This is a genomic window from Delftia sp. (assembly GCF_059499305.1).
Window position 1 is genome coordinate 49,662 of the sequence record NZ_JCABYI010000030.1, and the last position, 22,500, is coordinate 72,161.

The 22,500-nt window shown below is 67.6% G+C and carries 22 protein-coding genes; 10 read left to right on the forward strand and 12 right to left on the reverse strand.

Translation table 11 applies throughout. From position 1 onward, the window contains the following. The first annotated feature begins 576 nt into the window (after window positions 1-576). The 7 genes from rpoH to AC5I49_RS16925 all read left to right on the forward strand — a co-directional run bounded on the left by rpoH (window position 577) and on the right by AC5I49_RS16925 (window position 8,187). Window positions 577-1,521, forward strand: coding sequence for an RNA polymerase sigma factor RpoH (gene rpoH, locus AC5I49_RS16895; RefSeq protein WP_016450157.1), 945 nt, complete (start codon window positions 577-579; stop codon window positions 1,519-1,521). A gap of 96 nt (window positions 1,522-1,617) precedes the next feature. After that, entirely contained in the window at window positions 1,618-2,610 is a 993-nt protein-coding gene (locus AC5I49_RS16900; protein ID WP_244387267.1) for a Bug family tripartite tricarboxylate transporter substrate binding protein, read from the forward strand. 33 nt (window positions 2,611-2,643) lie between these two features. After that, a complete protein-coding gene (locus tag AC5I49_RS16905) occupies window positions 2,644-3,390 on the forward strand; it encodes a sterol desaturase family protein (RefSeq protein WP_495789633.1) in 747 nt (248 codons plus the stop codon). After that, window positions 3,387-4,322: a fatty acid desaturase gene (locus AC5I49_RS16910; RefSeq protein ID WP_133072577.1), complete on the forward strand. Its 936-nt coding sequence runs from the start codon at window positions 3,387-3,389 to the stop codon at window positions 4,320-4,322. The genes AC5I49_RS16905 and AC5I49_RS16910 overlap by 4 nt, the downstream gene beginning before the upstream one ends. 15 nt (window positions 4,323-4,337) lie before the next feature. Continuing rightward, entirely contained in the window at window positions 4,338-6,299 is a 1,962-nt protein-coding gene (locus tag AC5I49_RS16915; protein ID WP_495789634.1) for a 3-oxoacyl-[acyl-carrier-protein] synthase III C-terminal domain-containing protein, read from the forward strand. After that, a complete protein-coding gene (locus AC5I49_RS16920) occupies window positions 6,299-7,276 on the forward strand; it encodes a DUF6999 family protein (RefSeq protein ID WP_495789635.1) in 978 nt (325 codons plus the stop codon). The genes AC5I49_RS16915 and AC5I49_RS16920 overlap by 1 nt, the downstream gene beginning before the upstream one ends. A 227-nt stretch (window positions 7,277-7,503) precedes the next feature. Next, window positions 7,504-8,187 (forward strand): Crp/Fnr family transcriptional regulator, encoded by a 684-nt coding sequence (locus tag AC5I49_RS16925; protein ID WP_154835438.1) that lies wholly within the window; start codon window positions 7,504-7,506, stop codon window positions 8,185-8,187. Window positions 8,188-8,311: 124 nt separating this feature from the next. Here the strand turns inward: AC5I49_RS16925 and AC5I49_RS16930 are convergent, their stop codons facing one another. From AC5I49_RS16930 to AC5I49_RS16950, 5 genes are all read right to left on the reverse strand, one after another. Continuing rightward, on the reverse strand, window positions 8,312-10,084 hold the full coding sequence (locus AC5I49_RS16930; protein ID WP_495789636.1) for a putative bifunctional diguanylate cyclase/phosphodiesterase: 1,773 nt from the start codon (window positions 10,082-10,084) through the stop codon (window positions 8,312-8,314). Beyond that, a complete protein-coding gene (locus tag AC5I49_RS16935) occupies window positions 10,081-11,676 on the reverse strand; it encodes a methyl-accepting chemotaxis protein (RefSeq protein WP_017404752.1) in 1,596 nt (531 codons plus the stop codon). The genes AC5I49_RS16930 and AC5I49_RS16935 overlap by 4 nt, the downstream gene beginning before the upstream one ends. A 160-nt stretch (window positions 11,677-11,836) precedes the next feature. Beyond that, complete coding sequence (locus AC5I49_RS16940; protein WP_016453745.1) at window positions 11,837-12,451, reverse strand: SCO family protein; 615 nt, start codon at window positions 12,449-12,451, stop codon at window positions 11,837-11,839. Between the two features lie 208 nt (window positions 12,452-12,659). Beyond that, complete coding sequence (locus AC5I49_RS16945) at window positions 12,660-13,349, reverse strand: SCO family protein (protein ID WP_495789637.1); 690 nt, start codon at window positions 13,347-13,349, stop codon at window positions 12,660-12,662. Then, entirely contained in the window at window positions 13,336-14,109 is a 774-nt protein-coding gene (locus AC5I49_RS16950; protein WP_495789839.1) for an SURF1 family protein, read from the reverse strand. The genes AC5I49_RS16945 and AC5I49_RS16950 overlap by 14 nt, the downstream gene beginning before the upstream one ends. Window positions 14,110-14,138: 29 nt before the next feature. Between AC5I49_RS16950 and AC5I49_RS16955 the strand changes: the two genes are divergently transcribed. Then, window positions 14,139-14,381, forward strand: a complete 243-nt coding sequence (locus tag AC5I49_RS16955) for a twin transmembrane helix small protein (protein WP_016450145.1) — start codon at window positions 14,139-14,141, stop codon at window positions 14,379-14,381. Window positions 14,382-14,451: 70 nt separating this feature from the next. Here AC5I49_RS16955 and AC5I49_RS16960 read toward each other — a convergent pair whose 3' ends face one another. The 7 genes from AC5I49_RS16960 to AC5I49_RS16990 all read right to left on the reverse strand — a co-directional run bounded on the left by AC5I49_RS16960 (window position 14,452) and on the right by AC5I49_RS16990 (window position 20,935). After that, entirely contained in the window at window positions 14,452-15,333 is an 882-nt protein-coding gene (locus tag AC5I49_RS16960; protein WP_016450144.1) for a cytochrome c oxidase subunit 3, read from the reverse strand. Between the two features lie 70 nt (window positions 15,334-15,403). Beyond that, window positions 15,404-15,616: a DUF2970 domain-containing protein gene (locus tag AC5I49_RS16965; protein WP_016450143.1), complete on the reverse strand. Its 213-nt coding sequence runs from the start codon at window positions 15,614-15,616 to the stop codon at window positions 15,404-15,406. Beyond that, window positions 15,613-16,233 carry a cytochrome c oxidase assembly protein gene (locus tag AC5I49_RS16970; protein ID WP_016453742.1) on the reverse strand — a complete coding sequence of 207 codons (621 nt, stop codon included), beginning with the start codon at window positions 16,231-16,233 and terminating at the stop codon, window positions 15,613-15,615. The genes AC5I49_RS16965 and AC5I49_RS16970 overlap by 4 nt, the downstream gene beginning before the upstream one ends. A gap of 28 nt (window positions 16,234-16,261) precedes the next feature. Beyond that, complete coding sequence (locus AC5I49_RS16975) at window positions 16,262-16,369, reverse strand: cytochrome oxidase small assembly protein (RefSeq protein ID WP_016450141.1); 108 nt, start codon at window positions 16,367-16,369, stop codon at window positions 16,262-16,264. A gap of 105 nt (window positions 16,370-16,474) precedes the next feature. Beyond that, window positions 16,475-18,145 (reverse strand): cytochrome c oxidase subunit I, encoded by a 1,671-nt coding sequence (ctaD, locus tag AC5I49_RS16980; protein ID WP_016450140.1) that lies wholly within the window; start codon window positions 18,143-18,145, stop codon window positions 16,475-16,477. 35 nt (window positions 18,146-18,180) lie between these two features. Beyond that, window positions 18,181-19,362 (reverse strand): cytochrome c oxidase subunit II, encoded by a 1,182-nt coding sequence (gene coxB, locus AC5I49_RS16985; RefSeq protein ID WP_016450139.1) that lies wholly within the window; start codon window positions 19,360-19,362, stop codon window positions 18,181-18,183. Window positions 19,363-20,032: 670 nt separating this feature from the next. After that, a complete protein-coding gene (locus AC5I49_RS16990) occupies window positions 20,033-20,935 on the reverse strand; it encodes a class I SAM-dependent methyltransferase (protein ID WP_017406701.1) in 903 nt (300 codons plus the stop codon). Window positions 20,936-21,024: 89 nt separating this feature from the next. On the opposite strand from AC5I49_RS16990, the gene AC5I49_RS16995 reads away from it, so the two are divergent. Then, complete coding sequence (locus AC5I49_RS16995) at window positions 21,025-21,768, forward strand: ComF family protein (protein ID WP_034347955.1); 744 nt, start codon at window positions 21,025-21,027, stop codon at window positions 21,766-21,768. 52 nt (window positions 21,769-21,820) lie between these two features. Further along, the gene (trmL, locus tag AC5I49_RS17000; RefSeq protein ID WP_016450136.1) at window positions 21,821-22,318 is read left to right on the forward strand and encodes a tRNA (uridine(34)/cytosine(34)/5-carboxymethylaminomethyluridine(34)-2'-O)-methyltransferase TrmL; all 498 of its coding nucleotides are present in this window, start codon (window positions 21,821-21,823) and stop codon (window positions 22,316-22,318) included. Window positions 22,319-22,500: the final 182 nt, after the last annotated feature.

The window sequence follows — 22,500 nt, forward strand, 5'->3', positions numbered from 1 at the left end:
AGGGCGAAGGGCGCAGGGCGCAGGGCGCAGGGCGAAGGGCGAAGGGCGAAGGGCGAAGGGCGAAGGGCGAAGGGCGAAGGGCGCAGGGCGCAGGGCGCAGGGCGAAGGGCGAAGGGCGAAGGGCGCAGGGCGCAGGGCGCAGGGCTCGCGAATGTAAGCCATGGGATAGGCACCTCAAAACTTGGCATTTCTCGGCCCTGATCACTCGCCAGGCAAGTTCAGAGTGCAAAAATATTCATTTAAATCAATGACTTACGAAGCGAATCGACAAGAAATTAGTTCAAAACTGAGTGAGAAAAGTTCAAAACTCGGTGGGAATCGACAGCGACTGCACGAACCTGCATCTTTCGTGCCGGTCGCCGGCGGAGCCGGGCGCAAAGGGGTCAAAACCCGGCGGGGGCCGACACATGCCTCCCGCCGGCAAGCAGGGTTTCCAAAAATCGCTCAGACTAGCCAGAAGCGACTTTTGCAGTGCCGAAGATTTCTGCAACCGACTGAAAAACCCGCGGAACTTCGGCTTTAGCACTCAATCCTAACGAGTGCTAATATGAAGGAATGGAAGAAAGGAACTCTGCAATGACAAACGCCTCCGGCTCCATTGCGACCACCTTGGCGCCCGCTAACCCCTGGGCCCTGGTGCCGCCTCTGGGCAATCTGGATGCCTACATTTCCGCGGTCAACCGCCTGCCCATGCTCACCCTCGAGGAAGAGCAGGACTACGCCCGCAAGCTCAAGGAACACAGTGACCTGGACGCCGCAGGGCGTCTGGTGATGTCCCACCTGCGCCTGGTGGTGTCCATCTCGCGCCAGTACCTGGGTTACGGCCTGCCCCACGGCGACCTGATCCAGGAAGGCAATGTCGGCCTGATGAAGGCCGTCAAGCGCTTCGATCCCGATCAGAACGTGCGCCTGGTGAGCTACGCCATGCACTGGATCAAGGCCGAGATCCACGAGTACATCCTCAAGAACTGGCGCATGGTCAAGGTCGCCACGACCAAGGCCCAGCGCAAGCTGTTCTTCAACCTGCGCTCCATGAAGCAGGGCCTGAAGTCCGACGCCGCCATGGCCGAGGACGGCGCCATGCTGCGCGACACGCTGACCTCCGGCGAGATCGACGCCATGGCCGAGAAGCTCAACGTCAAGCGCGAAGAAGTCATGGAGATGGAAACGCGCCTGGCCGGTGGCGACGTGCTGCTGGACCCCTCGCCCAGCGATGATGGCGAGCAGGCCTTCGGTCCCATCGCCTATCTGGCCGACGGCGCACATGAGCCCACGGCCATGATCGAGTCGCGCCAGCGTGACCACCTGGCCACCGACGGCATTGCCATGGCGCTGGATTCGCTGGACGACCGCAGCCGCCGCATCGTCGAGGAGCGCTGGCTCAAGGTCAACGATGACGGCTCGGGCGGCATGACGCTGCATGAGCTGGCCGCCGTGTATGGCGTGAGCGCCGAGCGCATTCGCCAGATCGAGGTGGCTGCCATGAAGAAGATGAAGAAGGCCCTGGCAGAGTTCGCCTGATGGCCTGACGGCCTGGGCTGACAGGCCGCTTCAAGACAAACCCGGATAATCTCCGGGTTTTTTATTGCCCGCAGCCTTTGCGGCCCCCACGCACCCATGCCCGCCAGCGCCATCTCGCCACTACGCCGCCTCTTCGCCAATGCCTTGGCCACCGCCCTGGCTTCGGCCCTGCTGCCTTGCGCCGCCGTGGCGGGCGACCAGTGGCCCAGCAGGCCCCTGCATCTGATCGTGGGCTTTCCCGCGGGCTCCTCCCCCGACCTCACGGCGCGCGCCCTGGCCGAGCCGCTGGAAAAGCGCCTGGGCCAGCCCGTCATCGTCGAGAACAAGGTGGGAGCAGGCGGCAACATTGCAGGCGAGCAGGTGGCCCGTGCGCGCGATGGCCATACCTTCAGCGTGATGATCAACGGCAACCTGACGATTGCCCGCCTGCTCAACCCCGCCGTGCGCTACGACCCCGTCAAGGACCTGCAGCCCGTCAGCCTGATCGGCGTGGCACCCCTGGTGCTGGTGGCGCCGGCCGGCGCGCCCGAGGGCCGGGCCTTCCTGGAGGCCGCTGCCCAGGCCGGCAGCCGCTGGAGCTACGGCTCGCCCGGCGTGGGCACCGTGGGCCACCTGGGCATGGAGCTGCTCAAGAGCCGCTCCGCGCTCAGGCCCGAGCACATTCCCTATCCCGGCTACCCGCAGGTGTTCAACGCCATCCAGGGCGGCGACCTGCAGCTGTCCATGCTGCCGCCCGCGCTGGCCATGGCCCAGGTCCAGGCCGGCAAGCTGCGCGGCGTGGCCGTGACCTCGGCCGCGCGCAGCCCGCTGGCGCCGGGCCTGCCCAGCCTCAAGGAGCTGGGCGTGGGCGATTTCGACCTGGAGATCTGGAACGCCGTGGCCGCGCCCAAGGCCATGCCCGCCGCCCATGTGCACAAGCTGGCCGAGGCCGTGAGCGAGATCGTGCGCTCGCCCGAGATGCGCGTGCGCCTGGCCGCCCAGGGCTGGCAGGCCGTGGGCAGCTCGCCCGAAGGCCTGGCCCTGCGCATGCGCCAGGACGTGGCGACGCTGGGCCGCATCATCCGCGAACAGGGCATACGCGCACAATGATGCGCCCAGTGACGTGCCCTCTTTGACACCCCCATGACCGCAGCCCAAGCCTTCACCGAACTCAATGCCTGGCAGGTTATGGCCTGGGGCCTGGCCTTCTTTGGCGTGCTCTACCTGGCCGGTGGCTGGGGCATGTCGGCGCTCACGCGCTGGCTGCAGCGGCGCGGCGCGGGCCGCGTGCTGGACACGCGCCCGCTCAAGCCCGACCAGTTGCAGCGCGAATGGCGCCAGTCGCTGCATTCGGTGCTGATCTTCGGCATCGGCATGATCGTGCCCTGGGGCCTTCTGCAATTGGGATGGGCGCGGCTGGAGCCCGATGCAGGCCCCTGGCGCATTGCCATCGAAATCGTGGTGCTGCTGATCTGGAACGATGTGCATTTCTGGATCAACCACCGCCTGCTGCATACGCGGCTGCTGGGGCGCTTTCATGGTGACCACCACCGCTCCATCGTCACCACGCCGTGGTCCACCTACAGCTTCCATCCCATCGAGGCGCTGATGCTGGGCAACGTCATCCTGCTGCCCATGGTGGTGCACGACTTCAGTTTCTGGTCGCTGGCCTCGGTGCCGGTGCTCAGCCTGCTGCTGAACGTCATAGGCCACTCCAACTACGACTTCTTTCCCGGGGTGTCCGACACGCATGCGCTGGCCGCCAGCCGGCGCCACCATCTGCACCATGCCCGGCCCAATGGCAACTACGGCTTTGCGCTGGCCTTCATGGACCGGCTGATGCGCACGCGCGTGGCACTGCCCGCCACGGCCCGGCCCAGGACGGAATGAGCCGACCGCCTGCTCGCCACGTCCAGCCACGGCTGCCCCGGCTGCGCCACGGGCGCGACCTGCAGTCGCTGGCCTATCTGGTGGCGCTGCCGCTGATCGTGTGGTGGCAGTGGCAGCATGGCTGGAACCTGTGGCTCTACGGGATCGAGCTGTTCCTCACGCTGGGCGTGGGCGTCATCCACCACAACCACACGCATTTGCGCATGTGGCGCGGGCGCTGGGCCAACCGCTTCACCGACTACTGGCTCACCCTGCTGCAAGGCCACCCGACCTTCGTGTTCTGGCCCGCCCATGTGGCCAACCACCACCGCTTCCGCCACGGCCCGCGCGACATGGCACGCACCTACCGCTTCGGCGGCGACCACAACCATCTGCTGGGCTACCTCCTGCACCCGCTGCAGGCCGGCTGGGTGCTGTACCCGCTGTTCCTGCGCTGGCTGGGCCAACTGCGGCGGCATTGGCCCGGCGCCTTTCGCTACTGCATGGGCCAGTACCTGCTGTGGCTGGGCAGCTGGGCGCTGCTGCTGTCGCTGGATTGGCAAAAGGCCTTGCTGCTGGTGATCGTTCCCCAGCTGCATGGCCTGCACTGGCTGCTGGCCACCAACTACCTGCAGCACGCCCATGCCGATGGCCGGCCACTGACGCGCGGCCAGCGGCTGGACAGCGCCACGCCACTGAACTACGCGCGCAATTTCGAGGGCTGGGTCAATCCGCTGCTGTTCAACATCGGCCTGCACACGGCCCACCACGAGCGGCCCCAGGCCCACTGGTCCGAGCTCACGCGCCTGCACAGCGAGCACTACCGCCAGCGCGTGGCCCCCGCGCTCAACGAGGGCGGACTGCTACCCTACATGGCCCGCGTCTTCGTGCTCGGCACGGTCTGGCCGCCGGCGCGCACGCGTGCGCAAATGCCTCCCGGAACATACGACTGATACGACCCTGAACCCATGCCCGTCGCCTATTCCAACGTCTATCTGCATGCCGCAGGCATGTTCCTGCCCGGTGAACCCGTGGACAACGCAGGCATGGATGCCTACGTGGCGCCGCTCAACCGCCTGTCCGAGCGCCTCAAGCGCCGCATCCTGGCCGAGAACGGCATTGTCCAGCGCCACTACGCCATCGACGCCGAAGGCCGCACCGTGCACAGCAACACGGCCATGGCCGCCCAGGCCATCCAGGACTGCCTGGCGCAGGCCGGGCGCGCGCTGGGCGATGTGGGCTTCCTGGCCAGCGGTTCCTCGGGCGGCGATGCGCTCATGCCCGGCTTTGCCAGCATGATCCAGGGAGAGATGGCCGCGCCGCCCATGGAGACCCTGTCCGTGCACGGCGTCTGCGCCGCCAGCGTGGGCGCGCTGCAGGCGGCGGCCCAGGCCGTGGACCGCGCGCCCGACTCGCTGGCCCTGGCCGTGGCCAGCGAAATGCCCTCGCGCCTGTTCAAGCGCTCGCGCTTCGCGGCCCAGGGATACAACACGGATTTCGACGCCCACTTCCTGCGCTGGATGCTGTCCGATGGCGCAGGCGCCGTGCTGCTGGGCGGCCCGCAGGCCCTGCCCGACGCGCCCGGCCTGCGCCTGAAGCTGCGCTGGACGCACCTGCGCAGCTTTGCGGGCGACTACCCGGTCTGCATGCAGCTGGGCCTGACGCCCGACCGCGCCACCAGCCACCTGGACTTTGCCGCCTGGGGCGAGGCCGAGGCCGCAGGCGCGCTGTCGCTGCGCCAGGACATCCGTCTGCTGCCGCACCTGTTCGATGTCTGCATCCACGAATACGCCCACCTGGCGCACACGGGCTGGGTGCCCGGGCGCGGCATAGACCACTTCCTGTGCCACTACTCGTCCGAGCGCTTCATCCCCGTGGTGGACGAGCTGCTGGGAAAGGCCCAGCTCGGCATCCCGCGCGAACGCTGGTGGAGCAACCTGGCCTGGCGCGGCAACACGGGCGCGGCTTCCATCTTCGTGATGCTGGCCGAATTCCTGCGCACGCAATCGGCGCGCCTGAAGCACGGCGATACCGTGCTGTGCTTCATTCCCGAATCGGGCCGCTTCACGGCCGGCTACATGCTGCTGGAAGTGGAGGATGCGGCCCAGGCTCCCACCGCCACCCCGGCCAAGGCCACAGCGCGCAGTGCCACCGCCGAAGCTCCCGCTGCCCCGGACCTGCTGCCCGATGTCTCCACCATCGCCCCGCCCCACGACCCGAACCAGGCCCCGGCCACGCTCGCGCCGCTGCTGACCGAACTGGCCAGCCTCTGGCAGGACTACCGCTCGCGCGTGTGGCGCACGCCGCTGCTGCAGCGCATACGCACAGGCAGGCTGCAGACCGCCGACTACGTGCGCTGGATGAGCCACTGGGTTCCCCAGGTGCGCGAGGGCAGCCTGTGGATGCGCGAGGGCGCGGCCTCGCTGACCGGCGAGCACGCGGCGCTGGCCGCGCTGATCGACGTGCATGCGGGCGAGGAGCAGAACGACTTCCGCATCCTGCACGAGGACTACCTCAAGGCCGGCGGCACCGAGACCGACCTCACCCGCCTGCGCCGCAACCCCGGCGGCGAGGCGCTCAACGCCTACCTGCACGGCCTGGCCGCCACGCCCAATCCCGTGGGCCTGCTGGGCGCCATCTACATCATCGAAGGCACGGGCCAGCGCATCGTGCCCAGCCTGCTGCCGCTGCTGCGCGCCAGCCTGCCGCTGCCGCCCGATGCCTTCCGCTTCCTGGAATACCACGGAGCCAACGACGAACACCACCTGGAACGCTGGCTCATGGCCGTGCAGATGGTGATGGCGCTGGACGGCACAGACGACACAGACGGCAGCGGGGGCACGGCGGCGCAGGCCATCGTGCGCACCGCGCGCCACACGGCGGCGCTGTACCTGATGCAGTTCGAGCATGTCCTGACCGAGGAGAACTGATGCCACCGCCAGACTTCATCGACCAGCCCCACGACGAGCGCGACCCCAGCCCCTGGCGTGCCCTGTACCTGGACCAGAGCACGCCGCTGCCCGACGACGTCAAGGCCGCCTGGCTGCGCGACTGCAGCAGCGGCTCGCGCCAATACCTGCTGCCCTTTCTGCGGCCGCTGGCGCGCACCAGCATCGTCCTCATCCAGATCCTCAAGGTGCTGCTGCCGCGCAACTGGGCCCACTCCAGGCTGCTGCACCGGCTGCTGGCCTTCAGCATGAACCGCTTCGTCTCGCCCGAGGCCAACTGGCTCATCCTGCGCCACTTCCACCTTGGCTCGCAGATCCTGGCCTTTGTCGCGGCCAACGCGCCCACGCCCGTGTCCACCACACCGCTGGAGCCAGGCAGCATCGACGACATCAGGGACGACCTGTTCCTCAGGCACGACCTGAACCTGTTCAACTTCGTCATCCGCCTGAACAACGCGCTGCGCGCCGCAGGCCAGGAACTGCAGCCCGTGGCCGAGCCCGACTTCTCCATGCTGCGCAACCCGCCCCTGCGCCTGGAGGACATGCCGCGCGGGCGCCTGAACCTGCTGGACCTGCAAAGCGCCATCGAGGTCTACACGCCCGTCTACCAGCTGCTGCTGACCGACAACGACTTCTGGCGCGCCAGCAACTCGCTGCAGCTGGACGAGACCGTGGCCATCTATGCGGCCAAGATCCTCGCCTCGCCCGAGCACCTGGTCATGCTCAACAACAAGCACCCGCTGGTGCCCCTGTCCACCCTGCGCGCCGGCCACCGCCTGGTGCTGCACGGCCTGTCCACCGAAATGCTGCACTGCCTGCTGATGAAGGTCGCCAGCGGCGACATCCCCCTGCCCGCACGCGAGCTGGCACGCATGCGCGAAGCCGCCCGCGCCCACGGCAGCGAAACGGCCAGCGGTGCCGACCATGCCAGCAGCACCAGCAGCACGGCAGCCGTCTGACCCAGGTCAAGGAACAGCGGTGGATTGACGCCATCTGGCGCGAAAACGGTTACATCACGTTGCATTCAGCCGCAGGGCCCGCTAGCCTGCACGGCTTCGCCCTGGCCGCACGCCCGGGTCCCTGCCAGCGCCAGGGCGCCTCCTGCCCTGGCTTGCGGCGCCTTCGAACCGTCCGTGCCATGCCATCGTCGTCCTTTGCGCCTTCAGCCGTACGCTGCAGCGAATGCATGCGTTCGTCCCATTGCCTGCTGGGCCAGTTACCCGAGCCCGCATTCCAGCAATGGCTGCCGCATATCCGCGAACGCGGCTTGGCCAAGGGCCAGAAGCTCCAGGCGCAAGGCTGCGTTGCCCATGAATTCCAGGTGATCAAGCTCGGTTTCGTTCTGGCCATCCGCCGTGGCGGCGACGGCGTGCAGCGGCCCGTGGCACTGTTCGGCAACGGCCACGCGCTGGGCAGCCCGGGCTGGCTGCAGCAGCCCTCGGCCATGCACTTCGAGGCCCTGGGCCCGGGGCGCATCTGCTGCGTGGACATCGCCACCATCACGCGCCGCGGCCTGGTCGATGCCGCCTTCGTGCGCGCGCTGGCCACCAGCTACACCTGCAACAACGCCCTGCTGGCGGAATGGGCCCACATCGTCCGCATCCCCGGCGTGCTGCGCCAGCTGGCCGCCACCCTGATGCAACTGGCCGCGCTGCAGTCAAGCCTGCTCGTACGCCTGCCCAGCCAGGGTGCACTGGCCGCCCTGCTGGCCACCACGCGCGAAACCATCGCACGCAGCCTTGTGCGCCTGGTGCAACTGGGCGCGCTGGAGCGGCCGGATCGATGGCACTGCGTGCTGCAGCCTGCGGTGTTGTCGAGGATCAGTGGGGGTGGGGTGAAGGAGGTGGGGTGCGAGAGGCGTGGCGGTTGATCGGGCGGACCGATAGGCTTGCCGACCTGTTGCAACATCAAGCGCCAGGTTTGGCAGAACCGCCGTCCCTGCTCACCATCGCTCCCTTCCCATCGCAACAGTCCGCAGTTTGATGCTCAAGCGCCTATTCCTCCTGCTGCGCCAGCAAGGTCGCCACGGGCTTGTGAATCAGCGCGGGAATCTGCTCCGCCGGCATGGCGCGGGCGAAGAGCCAGCCCTGGTAGGCGTCGCAGTCCAGGATGCGCAGCAGGCGCAGCTGCTCGGCGGTTTCCACGCCTTCGGCAACCACCTGCAGGCCCAGGGTGCGGGCCAGCGCGATCACGGCCTTGACGATCTTGGCGTCGGCCGGGCTGTCGAGCATGGGGCCGATGAAGGTGCGGTCTATCTTCACGCGCGAGACGGGCAGATCGCGCAGGTGGGCCAGCGAGGAGTAGCCGGTGCCGAAATCATCCAGCACCACGCAGACGCCTGCGGCAAGCAGGCTGCCCAGCAGTTCGCGCGCCTGCTGCGGGTCGGTCATGGCGGCGGACTCGGTGACTTCCAGCTCCAGCAGGTGCGGCGGCACGCCATGCCGGGCCAGGCTGCCCATGAGGCGCTGCTGCAGGTCGGCCTGGCGCAGTTGCTGGGCCGAGAGGTTGACCGCCACGCGCAGCGGCATGCCTGCGCGCAGCCAGTCGCCGGCCTGGCGGCAGGCCGCATCGATCACCCATTCGCCCAGCGCGAGGATCAGGCCCGTGGACTCGGCCACGGGCACGAAGCGCTCCGGCGAGACCCAGCCCATCTGCTCGTCGTTCCAGCGCAGCAGGGCCTCCACGCCCTGGACCTGGCCGCCCAGCACCTGCACCTGGGGCTGGAAATGCAGGCTCAGCAGACCCCGGTCCAGGGCGCGCTTGAGGCGTTCGTGCAGCAGCACTTTCTCGGCCATGGCCTCGCCCATGGCGCTGGCATAGCAGGCGTAGGAGGCACGGCCGCGCTGCTTGGCGTCGTACATGGCCATGTCGGCATAGCGCATGAGGGTGGCCGCATCGCCCGCGTCCTGCGGGTAGAAGGCCACGCCCACGCTGGCGCCGAAGTTCAGCGCGTAGTGGCCGATGGCGCAGGGCCGGCACAGCTCGCCCAGCAGCGCGTCGACGCGCCGGCGCAGGTCCGGCCCGTTGCAGGGATGCAGCACGGCGGTGAACTCGTCACCGCCCATGCGCGCCAGCGTGGCCGAAGTGCCCAGCGCGGCCTGCAGGCGGCGCGCCACTTCCTTGAGCACCTGGTCGCCCACGTCGTGGCCATAGCCGTCGTTGATGGCCTTGAAGTTGTCGAGGTCGAGCAGCAGCAGCGCAAAGGACGCGGGCCCGGTGCCCGAGCCCGAACCCACTTGCGCCTGCGCCTGCGAGATCGCCTGCTCCAGCTGCAACCCGAACTGCCAGCGGTTGAGCAGGCCGGTGAGCGTGTCGTGCGTGGCGTGGTAGTGCATGCAGGCCTCCATCTGGCGCAGCTGCGACAGGTCGCGCACAAAGGCCACGGCCACGCCCCCGCCGTGCGGGGAATGGCCCAGGGCGATGTCCACGGACAGGCGCTTGCCGTCCTTGCGCAGCAGCCACAGGTCCCGCCCCTGCCCCATGGGCCGGCGCGCGGGCTGGGCGAAGTAGGACTGCAGCTGCGGCCCATGGGCCGCATGCGCCTCGGGCGGCAGCAGCATCTGCAGCGGACGGCCCAGCAGCTCGGAGGCGCCATAGCCGCTCATGGCCTGCATGGCGGGATTGGCCAGCAGGATGCGGCCCTTGCGATCCACGAGCACGATGCCGTCGGGCGCGGCCTCCATGGCCACGCGCTTGAGCTCCTCATCCAGCGCCTCGCACGGCCCGATCAGATGGCCGGCTTGCGCGCTCCAGGCCGACGCCATCATGCGGACGGCCCCTTGCCGTGGAAGACCGATGCCGCAGCCTCCAGCGCCTGAGCCTGCCCGGCCAGCTGCTGCGCGTGCGCGATGGTGTCGCGCGCCAGCGTGGCGTTGTGCTGGGTCATCTGTTCGAGCTGCTGCACGGCGGCCTGTACCTGTTGCACGCCACCGGCCTGGGCCTGGCTGGCGGCCTGCATGCCTTCGGCCAGCAGCAGCTGCTCGCGCATGTCGGCCTGCACGGCGAGCATGGCCTCGCCCATTTCGCGCGCCATGGCGCAGCTTTGCGCCACCTGCTGCTGCGATGCCTCGATCAATGCCTTGATCTGGCGCGCAGCGTGGGCGCTGCGCTGGGACAGGCCGCGCACCTCGTCGGCCACCACGGCAAAGCCCTTGCCGTGCTCGCCGGCGCGCGCGGCCTCCACGGCGGCGTTGAGCGCCAGCAGATTGGTCTGAAAGGCAATGCCGTCGATGAGCGAGCTGATCTCCCCGACCTGGTCGCTGGTCCGGGCCACGCCGCGCATGCCCTGGTCCAGTTGCGCGACCATGCGGCTGCTCTGCCCGGCCATGTCCACGCCATGCCGCGCGCGGCGGGCGGCCTCGCCGGCCTGGGCGCTGCTGCGCTCTATGGCGCAGGCCAGGGCCTGCATGGCCTGGGCCGATTGCTCCAGGCTGGCGGCGGCAGCCTCGGTGCGGTCGCTCAGTTCGGTGCTGCCCTGCTGCACGGCCAGCGCGCAGCGGCGCACCTGGTCGCTCTTGCCCTGGATGTCGTCCACCAGGGAGACCAGGTTGAGTCCGGTCTGCCGCACGGCGCCGCCGATGGCGCCGATCTCGTCCGTGCGCTGCGTGAACAGTTCCCCCGTCTGCTGCCCGCTGGCCACGGCCTGGGCCTGTCCGCGCAGGGCAGCCAGGGGCATGAGCAGCCTGGTGCGCAGCCACTGCCCGGCCGCCACGCAAGCCAGGCTCCAGATCAGCCAGGCGGGCCAGATCTCGGCCAGCGTCAGGGACAGGGGCAAAGCCGAGGCCCAGGCCTGCAGCGACGGCAACCACAGCCCGGCCGATCCCAGCAGCCACAGTCCCGCCACCATGGCCTGCGCCCGCCAGGCCAGCGGCCTGAAGCGCCACCAGCGCTGCAGCGCGCCCGCGGCGCCACGCCCCACTGGGAAGCCCCGGTGCAGGCCCAGCGAGCGCACGCCGGCATTGATCTGTTCATAGAGCGCCGCATGCTGCTGCACTTCGCACGGCTGCGGCCGGGTGCGCACGGACAGGTAGCCGACCACGGTGCCCGCATGCCGTATGGGACTGGCGTTGGCGCGCACCCAGTAGTGGTCGCCGTTCTTGCGCCGGTTCTTGACCAGGGCGCTCCAGGGCAGCCCTCGCTGGATGGTGGACCACATGTCGGCGAAGGCGGCGGCCGGCATGTCCGGATGGCGCACGATGCTGTGGGCCTTGCCGTAGAGCTCGGCGGCCTCGAAGCCGCTGACGCGGATGAAGGCATCGTTGGCATAGACGATGCGCCCCTTCAGGTCGGTGACGGAAAGAAGCGTCTCTCCTTCGTTCAAAGGGTACTCACGCTGGGTGACGTACACGTTTCGCCGCATGGATCAGGTCTCTTGGAGATGGGCGGGGCGTCGGCATGACGCTCCAGGCGGGGCCCACTCTAAGCAGTCCTGCGGCGATGCACATCAGGGATGGTGTGCCGCATCGCGCCTAAACGCAGCCAATGTGACGGCGGTCACACTGGCTGCGGCGCGCGCAGGATCAGGAACGCTTTTCCTGCAGCAGGGCCTTGACGTCGGCGCCCAGCACCTGCGGGCCGCCGCCGTATCGCTCATACACGCGCAGGCGGCCGGCCGTGTCGTAGACATAGCTGCCGGCCGAATGGTCCAGCGTGTAGGTGCCTTCGGTCTTGCCGGGCACCTTCTTGTAGAAGAGCTTGAAATCCTTGGCCACGGCCGCCGTCTCCTCGGGCGTGCCGTGCAGGCCGACGAAGCCGGGGTCGAAGTTGCCCAGGTAGGCCTTGAGCACCTCGGGCGTGTCGCGCTCGGGGTCCAGGGTGACGAAGACGCCCTGCAGCCTGTCGCCATCGGCGCCCAGCTGCTGCTTGACCTCGACCAGCTCCTGCAGCGTGGTGGGGCAGACGTCGGGGCATTGCGTGTAGCCGAAGAAGACCACGACGACCTTGCCCGCAAAGTCCTTGATGCTGCGCTGCTTGCCGTCCACATCGCGCAGGGGAATGTCCTTGGCGTATTCGGCGCCCGTGACATCGACACCCTGGAAACTGGTCTTGGCCTCGCGCGAGCATCCGCTCAGCGCCAGGGCGCCCCATGCCATGGCGGTCACGCCCAGAAAGCGCAGCGCTGTCCGTTTGTTCATGCTTCCTCAACAAGGTAGTTGCCGCAGGCTGCGTGGCCGCAAAGCCTGCGCGCCGCCCGGGCTGGAAAGGGAAAAGGCGAAAGCGTCCGCTGAAGGCGCTTTCGCACAGCCGCAAACCATAACCCATAACCGCAAGACCCCGGCGCTGCGGGGCCTGCCTGCCTCCATGAGACGGCCTGGCTGCCGGCTCGGTTCCTTGGCGCAGGCCTCAGTCGCCGTCGCCGGGGCGTCCCGCCGTGTCCCACGAGGCCGATGCTCGCAGCAGCCGGTCCAGGTCGCGCTTGGCCTTGCCGGCGTCGGCCATGCCCAGCCCGGCGGGCATGCGCATCATCCAGTGGCCCTGCGGGTCCACCACGTACAGGTGGTCCTGCAGCGCATGGCCGGGCGCGGGCTGCAGCCAGCCGCGCAGCACGGCCTCGGGCACGCGCAGCACCGTGGCCTGGGCCAGCGCGGGGCGCAGGTGGGCGGGCACGGGAGCGTCGTCGGAGATGAGCCAGACCCGGTCCAGCCGGTCCTTTTCGCGGCCCAGGGTCTCGCGCAGCTGGCGCTGCAGATAGAGATGGCTTTCGCAGGCGCTGCCGCAGTCCCCGCCCGCCACGCTCAGCAGCAGCCATTGGCCCTTGAGCGACTGCAGCGGTACAGGGGCGCCGTCCAGCGTGGTGGCCGTGGCCGGTGGCAAGGCTGGCTGGTCCGCGATCAGCTCGCCAAAGCTGCGCTGCTGACCAGGCCGCAGCACGTAGTAGGTGAAATAGGAGGCCACCACGGGCGCGGCGCAGACCGCGAACACGGCCAGCATCTTCCAGCGGCCGCTGCGCGTGCGTTGCGCGCCGGCAAGGCCCGGCTGCAAGGGTGGCAGGCCATGGACAGTCATCTCCAGGGGAGTCTCAGGAGCGGGCATGGCGCGGGCGGACAAAGCGTCGGACGATTTGGAACCAGACATACAAAAGCGTGATCAGGGCCGCAAGTCCAAACCATTGGAACGCATAGCCATGGTGTTTCTCGACACCGGCCGTCACAACAGGCCAGTCGCGCCGCAGGTCTTCGCTGGCTTCGCCGGTCTGCAGCAGGCTCCATTCGCGCAGCGGCAGCCCGGAGGCCACGGCCCATTCGGCAATGTCCACATTCTGTCGGATGCGCGACTTTTGCCCATCAGGGTCTGCCCCTGCACGGCCGAATTCGTAGAGCCGGGACGGCGCGGCCTCCATGCGCCCCTGGACGGTCACCAGCCCTTCGGGCGTCTGCACCTCGGGCAGGGCCGTGCGGTCCAGGAAGTTGCGCGGCACCCAGCCGCGCTGCACGGCGATCACCACGTCCTCATGCGGCGCAGCCAGCCGCAGCGGCGTGAGCACGAAGAAGCCCGGCTGGCCCTGCATCTGGCGGTTGTCCAGGTACAGCGTCTGCCCCGCAATCCAGTGGCCCTGCAATTGCACGGGACGGTGCAGCCAGGGCGCGGCCTCGGGGTTCGGCACCGCATCGGGCTGCACGGCTGCCAGCTGGGCGTTGCTCCACGGCGGCAGGCCCTGCTGGCGCTGCACGGCGTCGAACAGTTCCTGCTTGTAGGCCGCGCGCTGCAGCTGCCAGCGGCCCAGGGACAGCGTGACGGCCACGCCGATCAGCGCGGCCAAGGTGATCAGTACAAACCGCCAGCGCTCTGGCATTCTGGAAACACGCACCGGATAATCCACCCATGAAATTCGTGATCGTTCTCGCCCTGCTGGCCATTGTCGCCAGTCTGGGCAGCGCCCTGTTCTTCATGATGCGCCGCAATCCCGAAGACCAGCAGGGAGCGGGCGACGACAGGCGCCGCAGCCGCGCCATGTTCCGTGCACTGGCGCTGCGCGTGGGCCTGTCCATCGCGCTGTTCCTGTGCGTGCTGCTGGCGGCCAAGCTGGGCTACATCCATCCCACCGGCTGGACCGCCGGGCAATAGACAAGCCCCCTGCCCCCACAAACAAAAAGAAGCGCCCTGGCGCTTCTTTTTGCATGGGGCCGGATACAGACTACATCCAGTAGACCAGCACGTAGAGGAACAGCCACACCACGTCCACGAAGTGCCAGTACCATGCCGCGCCCTCGAAGCCGAAATGCCGCTCGGCCGTGAAGTGCCCGGCATGCAGGCGCATGGTGATGAAGAACAGCATCAGCATGCCCACGAAGACGTGGAAGCCGTGGAATCCCGTGAGCAGGAAGAAGGTCGAGCCGAACACGCCCGAGGACAGCTTGAGGTTCAGATCCGTGTACAGGTGGTAGTACTCGTAGCCCTGCACGCACAGGAAGACGAAGCCCAGGATCACCGTCATCCACATGAAGGCGATGGTGCGGGCGCGGTGGCCGGCCTGCAGCGCATGGTGGGCAATGGTCAGCGTCACGCCCGAAGTCAGCAGCAGCGCCGTGTTGATGGTGGGCAGCCAGAACGGGCCCACGGTCTGGAAGGGCTCGACGCTGTTGGCCGGCGAGGCCGTGGCACCCGCTGCCATGCTGGGCCAGACGGCCTTGAAGTCGGGCCACAGCAAGGCGTTGTCCAGGCTGCCCAGCGCGGGCACCGAGTGCGAGCGCGCCCACCACAGGGCGGTGAAGAAGGCGCCGAAGAACATCACCTCGGAGAAGATGAACCAGCTCATGCTCCAGCGGAAGGACAGGTCGATCTTGCGACCGTACTTGCCCGACTCGCTTTCATGCGCGGCCTCCCGGAACCAGAAAAAGAGCACGGCCAGCCACCAGACCAGGCCCAGGCCCAGGCTGTACATGCCCCATTCATGGCCGTTGATCCAGTTGCCCGCGCCCAGGATCACGAAGAACAGCCCCGCCGCCGCCATGACGGGATGGCTGGACTCTGCCGGCACGTAGTAGTAAGGCGTTTTGCCGTGGGTGGTTGCACTCATTGCTCAGCTCCTGACATTCTTGGTTCTGTGTTTCCCGTCTATCACTCTCTGTCCCCGATGGCCGCGCCGCTCAGACCACGAGCTTGACCAGCGCGATCAATCCCAGCACCAGCAGGAAGATGGCCGCCAGCCCCACTGCAATCACATGCAGCGGCGTGATGCGCTCCCCGTCCTGCTGGTACTCGCTTGCCCTGCGCACGCCGAACAGGGACCAGGCCACGGCGCGCACCGTGCGCCACACGCTGGGCGGGCGGCGCTTGTCCCCGGGTTGCGGCGCATTCATGAGGCCGGCTCCTGCTTCGGCCCTGCGGCCACCGGCGCATCGCCCGTGGGCGCGGCCGGCGTCCTGCCGCCCACCTCGAAGAAGGTATAGGACAGCGTGATCGTGGTCACGTCCTTGGAGATGCGCGGATCGATCACGAAGGCCACCGGCCACTCGCGCTTTTCCCCTGGCTCCAGCGTGTACTGCGAAAAGCAGAAGCACTCGAGCTTGTTGAAATGCGCAGCCGCCTGGCGTGGCGCATAGCTCGGTATCGCCTGGGCCGCCATGCGGCGGTTCTGCACATTCTGGAATTCGTACATGACCGTGGCCAGCTCGCCCGGATGGACCTGCATGGAGCGCTGCGCCGGCTTGAAGTCCCAGGGCCCGCGCGCATTGGCGTCGAACTCCACGGTGATGGTGCGGCTCTTGTCCACCTGCGAGTTGGCCGGCAGCTTCACATCGCGCCCGGCCGTGCCGTTGCCCGGCACCTGCCGCTCGGACAGCGACAGGATGTTGATGCCCGTGAGCTCGCAGATGTGCTTGTAGATGGGAATCAGCACGTAGCCGAAGGCAAACATGCCCAGCGCCACCACGGCCAGCTTGCCCACCATCTTCGCGTTTTCACTGCGCACGCTCACGGATTGCCCTCCTGTTGCCTTCAAGCGCTCAATGGAGCACGGTGATCTTGATCACGAAGCCGGCCAGAAAGACCAGCGCCACCGATACCAGGATCAGCGCCAGCCGCACGTTGGCTTTTCGTTGCTGTGCATCCATTTTTCTGATCTCCATGACTACTGGCAATCTCTGAGACTGTCGCGCCCCACCCCAGGGGCACCGAGGAAGGGGGAAGGCGCGAAGCGACCCAGGCGGTGGTTCATTTCAGCCTATGACGCGGGTCGCCGTCGCATCCAGCTTGGGCGGCGTCTCGAAGGTATGGAACGGCGCCGGCGAGGGCACTTCCCACTCCAGGCCTTCGGCAGCCTCCCAGGGCTTTTGCGGCGCCTTCTCGCCCTTGCCGCGCATGGCGGGCACGACGACGAAGAGGAAGAAATACACCTGCATCAGGCCGAAGCCCAGCGCGCCCAGCGAGGCCACCATGTTGAAGTCGGCGAACTGCATGGGGTAGTCGGCATAGCGGCGCGGCATGCCCGCCAGGCCCAGGAAGTGCATGGGGAAGAAGGTGATGTTGAAGAAGATCAGCGAGCCCCAGAAGTGGATCTGGCCGCGCGTCTCCGAATACATCACGCCCGTCCACTTGGGCGCCCAGTAGTAGTAGGCCGCGAACATGGAGAACAGCGATCCGGCCACCAGCACGTAGTGGAAGTGGGCCACCACGTAGTAGGTGTCCTGCAGCTGGATGTCGATGGGCGCCATCGACAGGATCAGGCCCGTGAAGCCGCCCATGGTGAACACGAAGATGAAGCCCACCGAGAACAGCATGGGCGTCTCGAAGGTCATGGAGCCACGCCACATGGTGGCCACCCAGTTGAAGATCTTCACGGCCGTGGGCACCGAGATCAGCATGGTGGCGTACATGAAGAACAGCTGGCCCGTGACGGGCATGCCGGTCGTGAACATGTGGTGCGCCCACACGATGAAGGACAGGATGGCGATGGACGAGGTCGCATACACCATGGACGCATAGCCGAACAGCTTCTTGCGGCTGAAGGCCGGCACGATCTGGCTGATGATGCCGAAGGCCGGCAGGATCATGATGTAGACCTCGGGGTGGCCGAAGAACCAGAAGATGTGCTGGTACATCACCGGATCGCCGCCGCCTGCGGGATTGAAGAAGCTGGTGCCGAAATGGCGGTCCGTCAGCGTCATGGTGATGGCGCCGGCCAGCACGGGCATGACGGCGATCAGCAGGTAGGCCGTGATCAGCCAGGTCCAGGCGAACATGGGCATCTTCATCAGCGTCATGCCGGGCGCGCGCATGTTGAGCACGGTGACGATGATGTTGATGGCGCCCATGATGGAGCTGGCGCCCATGATGTGCATGGCCAGGATGGAGGTGTCCATGGACGGCCCCATCTGCAGCGTCAGCGGCGCATACAGCGTCCAGCCTGCGGCGGGTGCGCCGCCGGGCATAAAGAACGAGCCCACCAGCATCAGGCCGGCCGGGATCAGCAGCCAGAAGCTGAAGTTGTTCATGCGCGCGAAGGCCATGTCGGAGGCGCCGATCTGCAGCGGCAGCATCCAGTTCGCAAAGCCCACGAAGGCCGGCATGATGGCGCCGAACACCATGATCAGGCCGTGCATGGTGGTCAGCTGGTTGAACAGCTCGGGGTTGACGATCTGCAGCCCGGGCTGGAACAGCTCGGCGCGGATCAGCAGCGCCAGCACCCCGCCCACCATCAGCATGGTGAACGAGAACAGCAGGTACAGCGTGCCGATGTCCTTGTGGTTGGTGGCGAACATCCAGCGCCGCCAGCCCGTGGGCGTGGCGTGGTGGTGATGATCGTCATGCCCGTGTCCATGCTCGTGCTCATGCGCATGTTCGTGGCCCTCGCCCGCAGGGCTGTGGATGGGGGGAAGTACGGCGCTCATGCTGTTATCTCCAATCGCTCATCTGTCTTGCGTGCTCACTGCGCAGGGAACTTGCCTGTGCGGGCGGCCACGAACTCGGCCGGCTGCACCAGCTGGCCGGTCTTGTTGGACCAGTGGTTCTTGGCAAAGGTGACCACGGCGGCCAGCTCGGTATCGCTCAGCTGCTTCCAGGCGGGCATGGCGCCGTTGGCACGGCCTTCCAGCACCACATGCATCATCTCGGCCGTGGGACCCAGGACCACGGGGCTGCCGTCCAGCGCCTTGATGGGACCGGCGCCCTTGCCGTTGGCCTGGTGGCAGGCCGCGCAGTTGGCCGCATAGACCTTCTCGCCGCGTGCGATCAGGTCTTGCAGGGACCAGACCTTGCTGGGGTCGTCCTTCTTGGCGGCGGCGATCTTCTTTTGCTCGTCCACCCAGGCCTTGTAGCCGTCATTGGACAGCACCTTCACGTGGATGGGCATGTAGGCATGCTCCTTGCCGCACAGCTCGGCGCACTGGCCGTAGTAGTCGCCGGTCTTCTCGGCGCGGAACCAGGTGTCGCGCACGAAGCCCGGAATCGCATCCTGCTTGATGCCGAAGGACGGCACCATGAAGGAGTGGATCACGTCGTTGGCCGTGGTGATGATGCGCACCTTGCGGTCCACGGGCACGACCAGCGGGTTGTCCACCTTGAGCAGGTAGTCGTTGGGTGCCTTGGACACATCGCCGCTGTCGGACAGCACGCGGTGGCTGCTGTCCAGCGTGGAGATGAAGCTCAGGCCCTCGCCTTCGCCGTTGATGTAGTCGTAGCCCCATTTCCACTGGTAGCCCGTGGCCTTGATCGTGACATCGGCGTTGGTGGTGTCCTTCTGCGCCACCAGCACCTTGGTGGCCGGCAGCGCCATGAGCACGACGATGATGAAGGGCACGACGGTCCAGACCACCTCGACCGTGGCCGATTCGTGGAAGTTCGCGGCCTTGGCGCCGCGCGATTTGCGGTGCTTCCAGATCGAATAGAACATCACGGCGAACACGCCGATGAAGATCACCGTGCAGATGATCAGCATCATCCAGTGCAGGTAATGCTGCTCATGCGCGATACGCGTGACCGCCGGATGAAGGTTGAGCTGATTGACGGCCGGGCCGCCTGGCAGATCTGTCGCCGCATGTGCAAGGGAGCCTGCCCCTGCCACACTCATCAAGCCCCAGAGAACCAGCCTGGTGGAAATGCTTTTCATAGTTTTCACTTACATCTAAGCCTCGGGTTATCCACTCGCTCCGCTGCGCCGGCGTGGGGGCCGCGCAGCCAGACCGTTCAACGCCTGCCCAAAGGGCAACTCCCGGCCTCAACTGTCCGAGCATGCATGAAAGCGCCGCAGATGTGCCTGCGCGCAATCACCAATAGCGTGCCAGCCGACATCAACGGCAGCTCGGACGTGGGACCAGGATGGGGGCGGGCCGCCATCCCCGCCTGCGCCTGCAGGCGCATGAACTCGGGGGACAGCAGCAAAGTGGATGGGAGGATGCGCACGCGCCGGCCCTTCAGGGCATGTGTGCCGTGTGTGCCGTGCGGGCCGGGAGCGGATGGAAAGAGGCAGCGCATGCGGCCCAGCAGTGCGGGCAGCAGGGAACACAGTGACAGAAAGACCAGTGCCCGCTCCCAGAGGAGCAGGCACTGCTGCAGCCGGTGATGATCAAACTTGCGGGCGGGCCACTCTTGAATGCGCCGGCCCGTTCTCGTTCCCGTGGCAAAGCGAAACACCAAATCGTCTCCCCTTTCGGCCTGCGGACCGCTGGTCTTTTCCCGGCCCGGGAGAGCGAGCCCAGGGAAAAGCTGTTGTCTCTGTCAGCTCGGGAAAAGTGTAGACGTTTTTGTTTTCGATCAATGACCGGAAAGCGACATTCAGGCTATCGCAAACCCGTGTTGCGTGGCTGGCGCAGCATGCTGCGCATGTCCTCCAGCGACACGGCGCTGCTGGACTCCAGGCGCACGCGCGGCTGCGGCTTGTAGGCATGGCCGTAGACGATCTCGAAGGTCAGCGCCAGCTGTCCGTCGGGGCCGGCCAGCCGTTCGCGCAAGGCGTCGTGCAGGCGCTGCTGCCAGCGGCGGCCGCGCAGCGCGGCAAAGCGTTGCGGATGGAAGTTGCGGCCCAGCTCGCGCAGCTCCTGCAGCAGCCGCTCGGGCGTGGCAAAGGTCAGCGTGATGTGCTCCATGTCCATCACCGGCTCGCTGAAGCCTGCGTGCACCAGCATGTCGCCCCAGTCATGCATGTCGGTGAAGGCCTGGCCGGCGGGCGGCCAGCCGAGCTGGGCGTAGAGGGCATGCAGTTCGCGCAGCGTATCGGGCCCCAAGCAGGAGAACATCACATAGCCGTCCACGGACAGCGCCTGGTGCCAGCGCGCGATCAGCGCCTGCGGGTCGGCCTGCTGGTGCAGGGCCATGTTGGCCCACAGCATGTCCACGCCGGCGGGCTCGGGCTCGCCGAAGCGCGTGGCGCCCCCGGTCCAGCGCGCGGGCTGCCACCAGCGCGCGCCCAGCTGCTCGCGGGCGGCGGCCTCATGCAGCGGCGAGGCTTCATAGACCAGGCATTCGGACTGCGCATAGCGCTGGCGCAGCAGCGCATGGGCCTGCAGGCCGCCGCGCACGGGCTGCCAGTGGCACCAGCGCTGGGGCGGCTTGACGATCCAGTCCAGCCGCTCCTGCATGCGGCGCGCCACCTCCTCATGCAGCCACGGCGAGGCCGCAGGCGCGCCCTGCTGCCAGCGCAATGCGGCGGCCGGATCGATGGTGGGAGGCAATTCGTGGGACATGGCTGGGCGGGGAATCCGTGCTCCTCAAAAGACAGGCGCCCGGCCCCGGAGCAAAGGGGTGGCGGACGCGGCGCGAGTATATTGACTCCATGCCCAACCTGCCTGCGTCATGGCTTTCGCGCTGGCATGCCGGCCTGCCCGGCCTGCTGCCCAGCCAGTGCGCCGTCTGCCACCGCTGGCCTGCGCGGCGCCTGTGCCAGGACTGCCGCGCACGCTGGGCCAGACCCATGGCGCGATGCGGGCGCTGCGCCATGCCGCTGCCGGCCCGCACCGGCGCCGATGGTCCCCGCACCTGCGGCGCCTGCCTGGTCAAGCCGCCGCCGCTGACGCACTGCCTGGCCGCGCTGGACTATGCCTACCCGTGGCACACGGTGATCGGCGACTTCAAGTTCCGGGGAGATACCGGCCTGGCACGCAGCCTGGCCGATCTGCTGCTGGAGTTGCCTCAGGCGCGCGAGCAACTGCAGCAATGTGACCTGCTGCTGCCCATGCCGCTGTCGCCGCAGCGCCTGCGAGAGCGCGGCTTTCACCAGACCCTGGTGCTGGCCCGCGCGCTCTGCAGCGCATCCACCCGGGGCAAGCTGCGGCACCAGGCCGTGCAGCGCGCCCACACGGCACAGGCCCAGCATGACCTGCCGCGCGCCCTGCGCCTGCGCCAGCTGCGCACGGTCTTTGCCGTGCCACCTGCGCAGCTGGCCCACGTGCGCGGCCGCAAGATCCTGTTGATCGACGATGTGATGACCACGGGCGCCAGCCTGCATGCGCTGGCCACCTGCCTGCGCCGCGCAGGCGCGGCCGAGGTCAGCGCCCTGGTGCTGGCGCGCACGCCCTGACCGCAGGGGACCGGGGCCCGGGGGCATCTGCCGCCGCGAGACAATACGGGCCATGTTCCATATCGTTCTCGTCGCGCCGGAGATCCCGCCCAATACCGGCAATGTGATCCGTCTGGCCGCCAACACCGGCTGCAGCCTGCACCTGATCGAGCCGCTGGGCTTTTCCATGGAAGACCGCCTGATGCGCCGCGCCGGCCTCGACTACCACGAGTACGCGCCCGTGCGCCGCCATGCCGACTGGCAGGCCTTCCTGCAGGACTGCCGGCCGGACCGCCAGCGCATGTTCGCCATGACCACGCACAGCAGCAGCCCCGCCCACGCCATCGGCTTCCAGCCCGGCGACTGGCTGGTGTTCGGCTCCGAAAGCAAGGGCCTGCCCGCCGAGGTGCGCGAGCAGTTCCCGCCGCAGCAGCGCCTGCGCCTGCCCATGCTGCCGCAGCAGCGCAGCCTGAACCTGTCCAACGCCGTGGCCGTGACGGTGTTTGAAGCCTGGCGCCAGCAGCAGTTTGCCGGCGCCGCACTGGCCGAGGGCGCGCCCGGCGCGGCCTGAGCGACCGGCCTGGGTCGGCGGAAAGTTCCCCGCCGATTGTTTCAACCGCTGAAAAAGCGCATTGCCAATCCAAGGGTTTATCCCGATTCCACATCGTCCTACATTTGAGTCATGGGCTCTACGTTACCAAGCGATTTCCGCAAGGAACGCCCTGTCCCAGAAACAAAACAAAGGACTTGAAT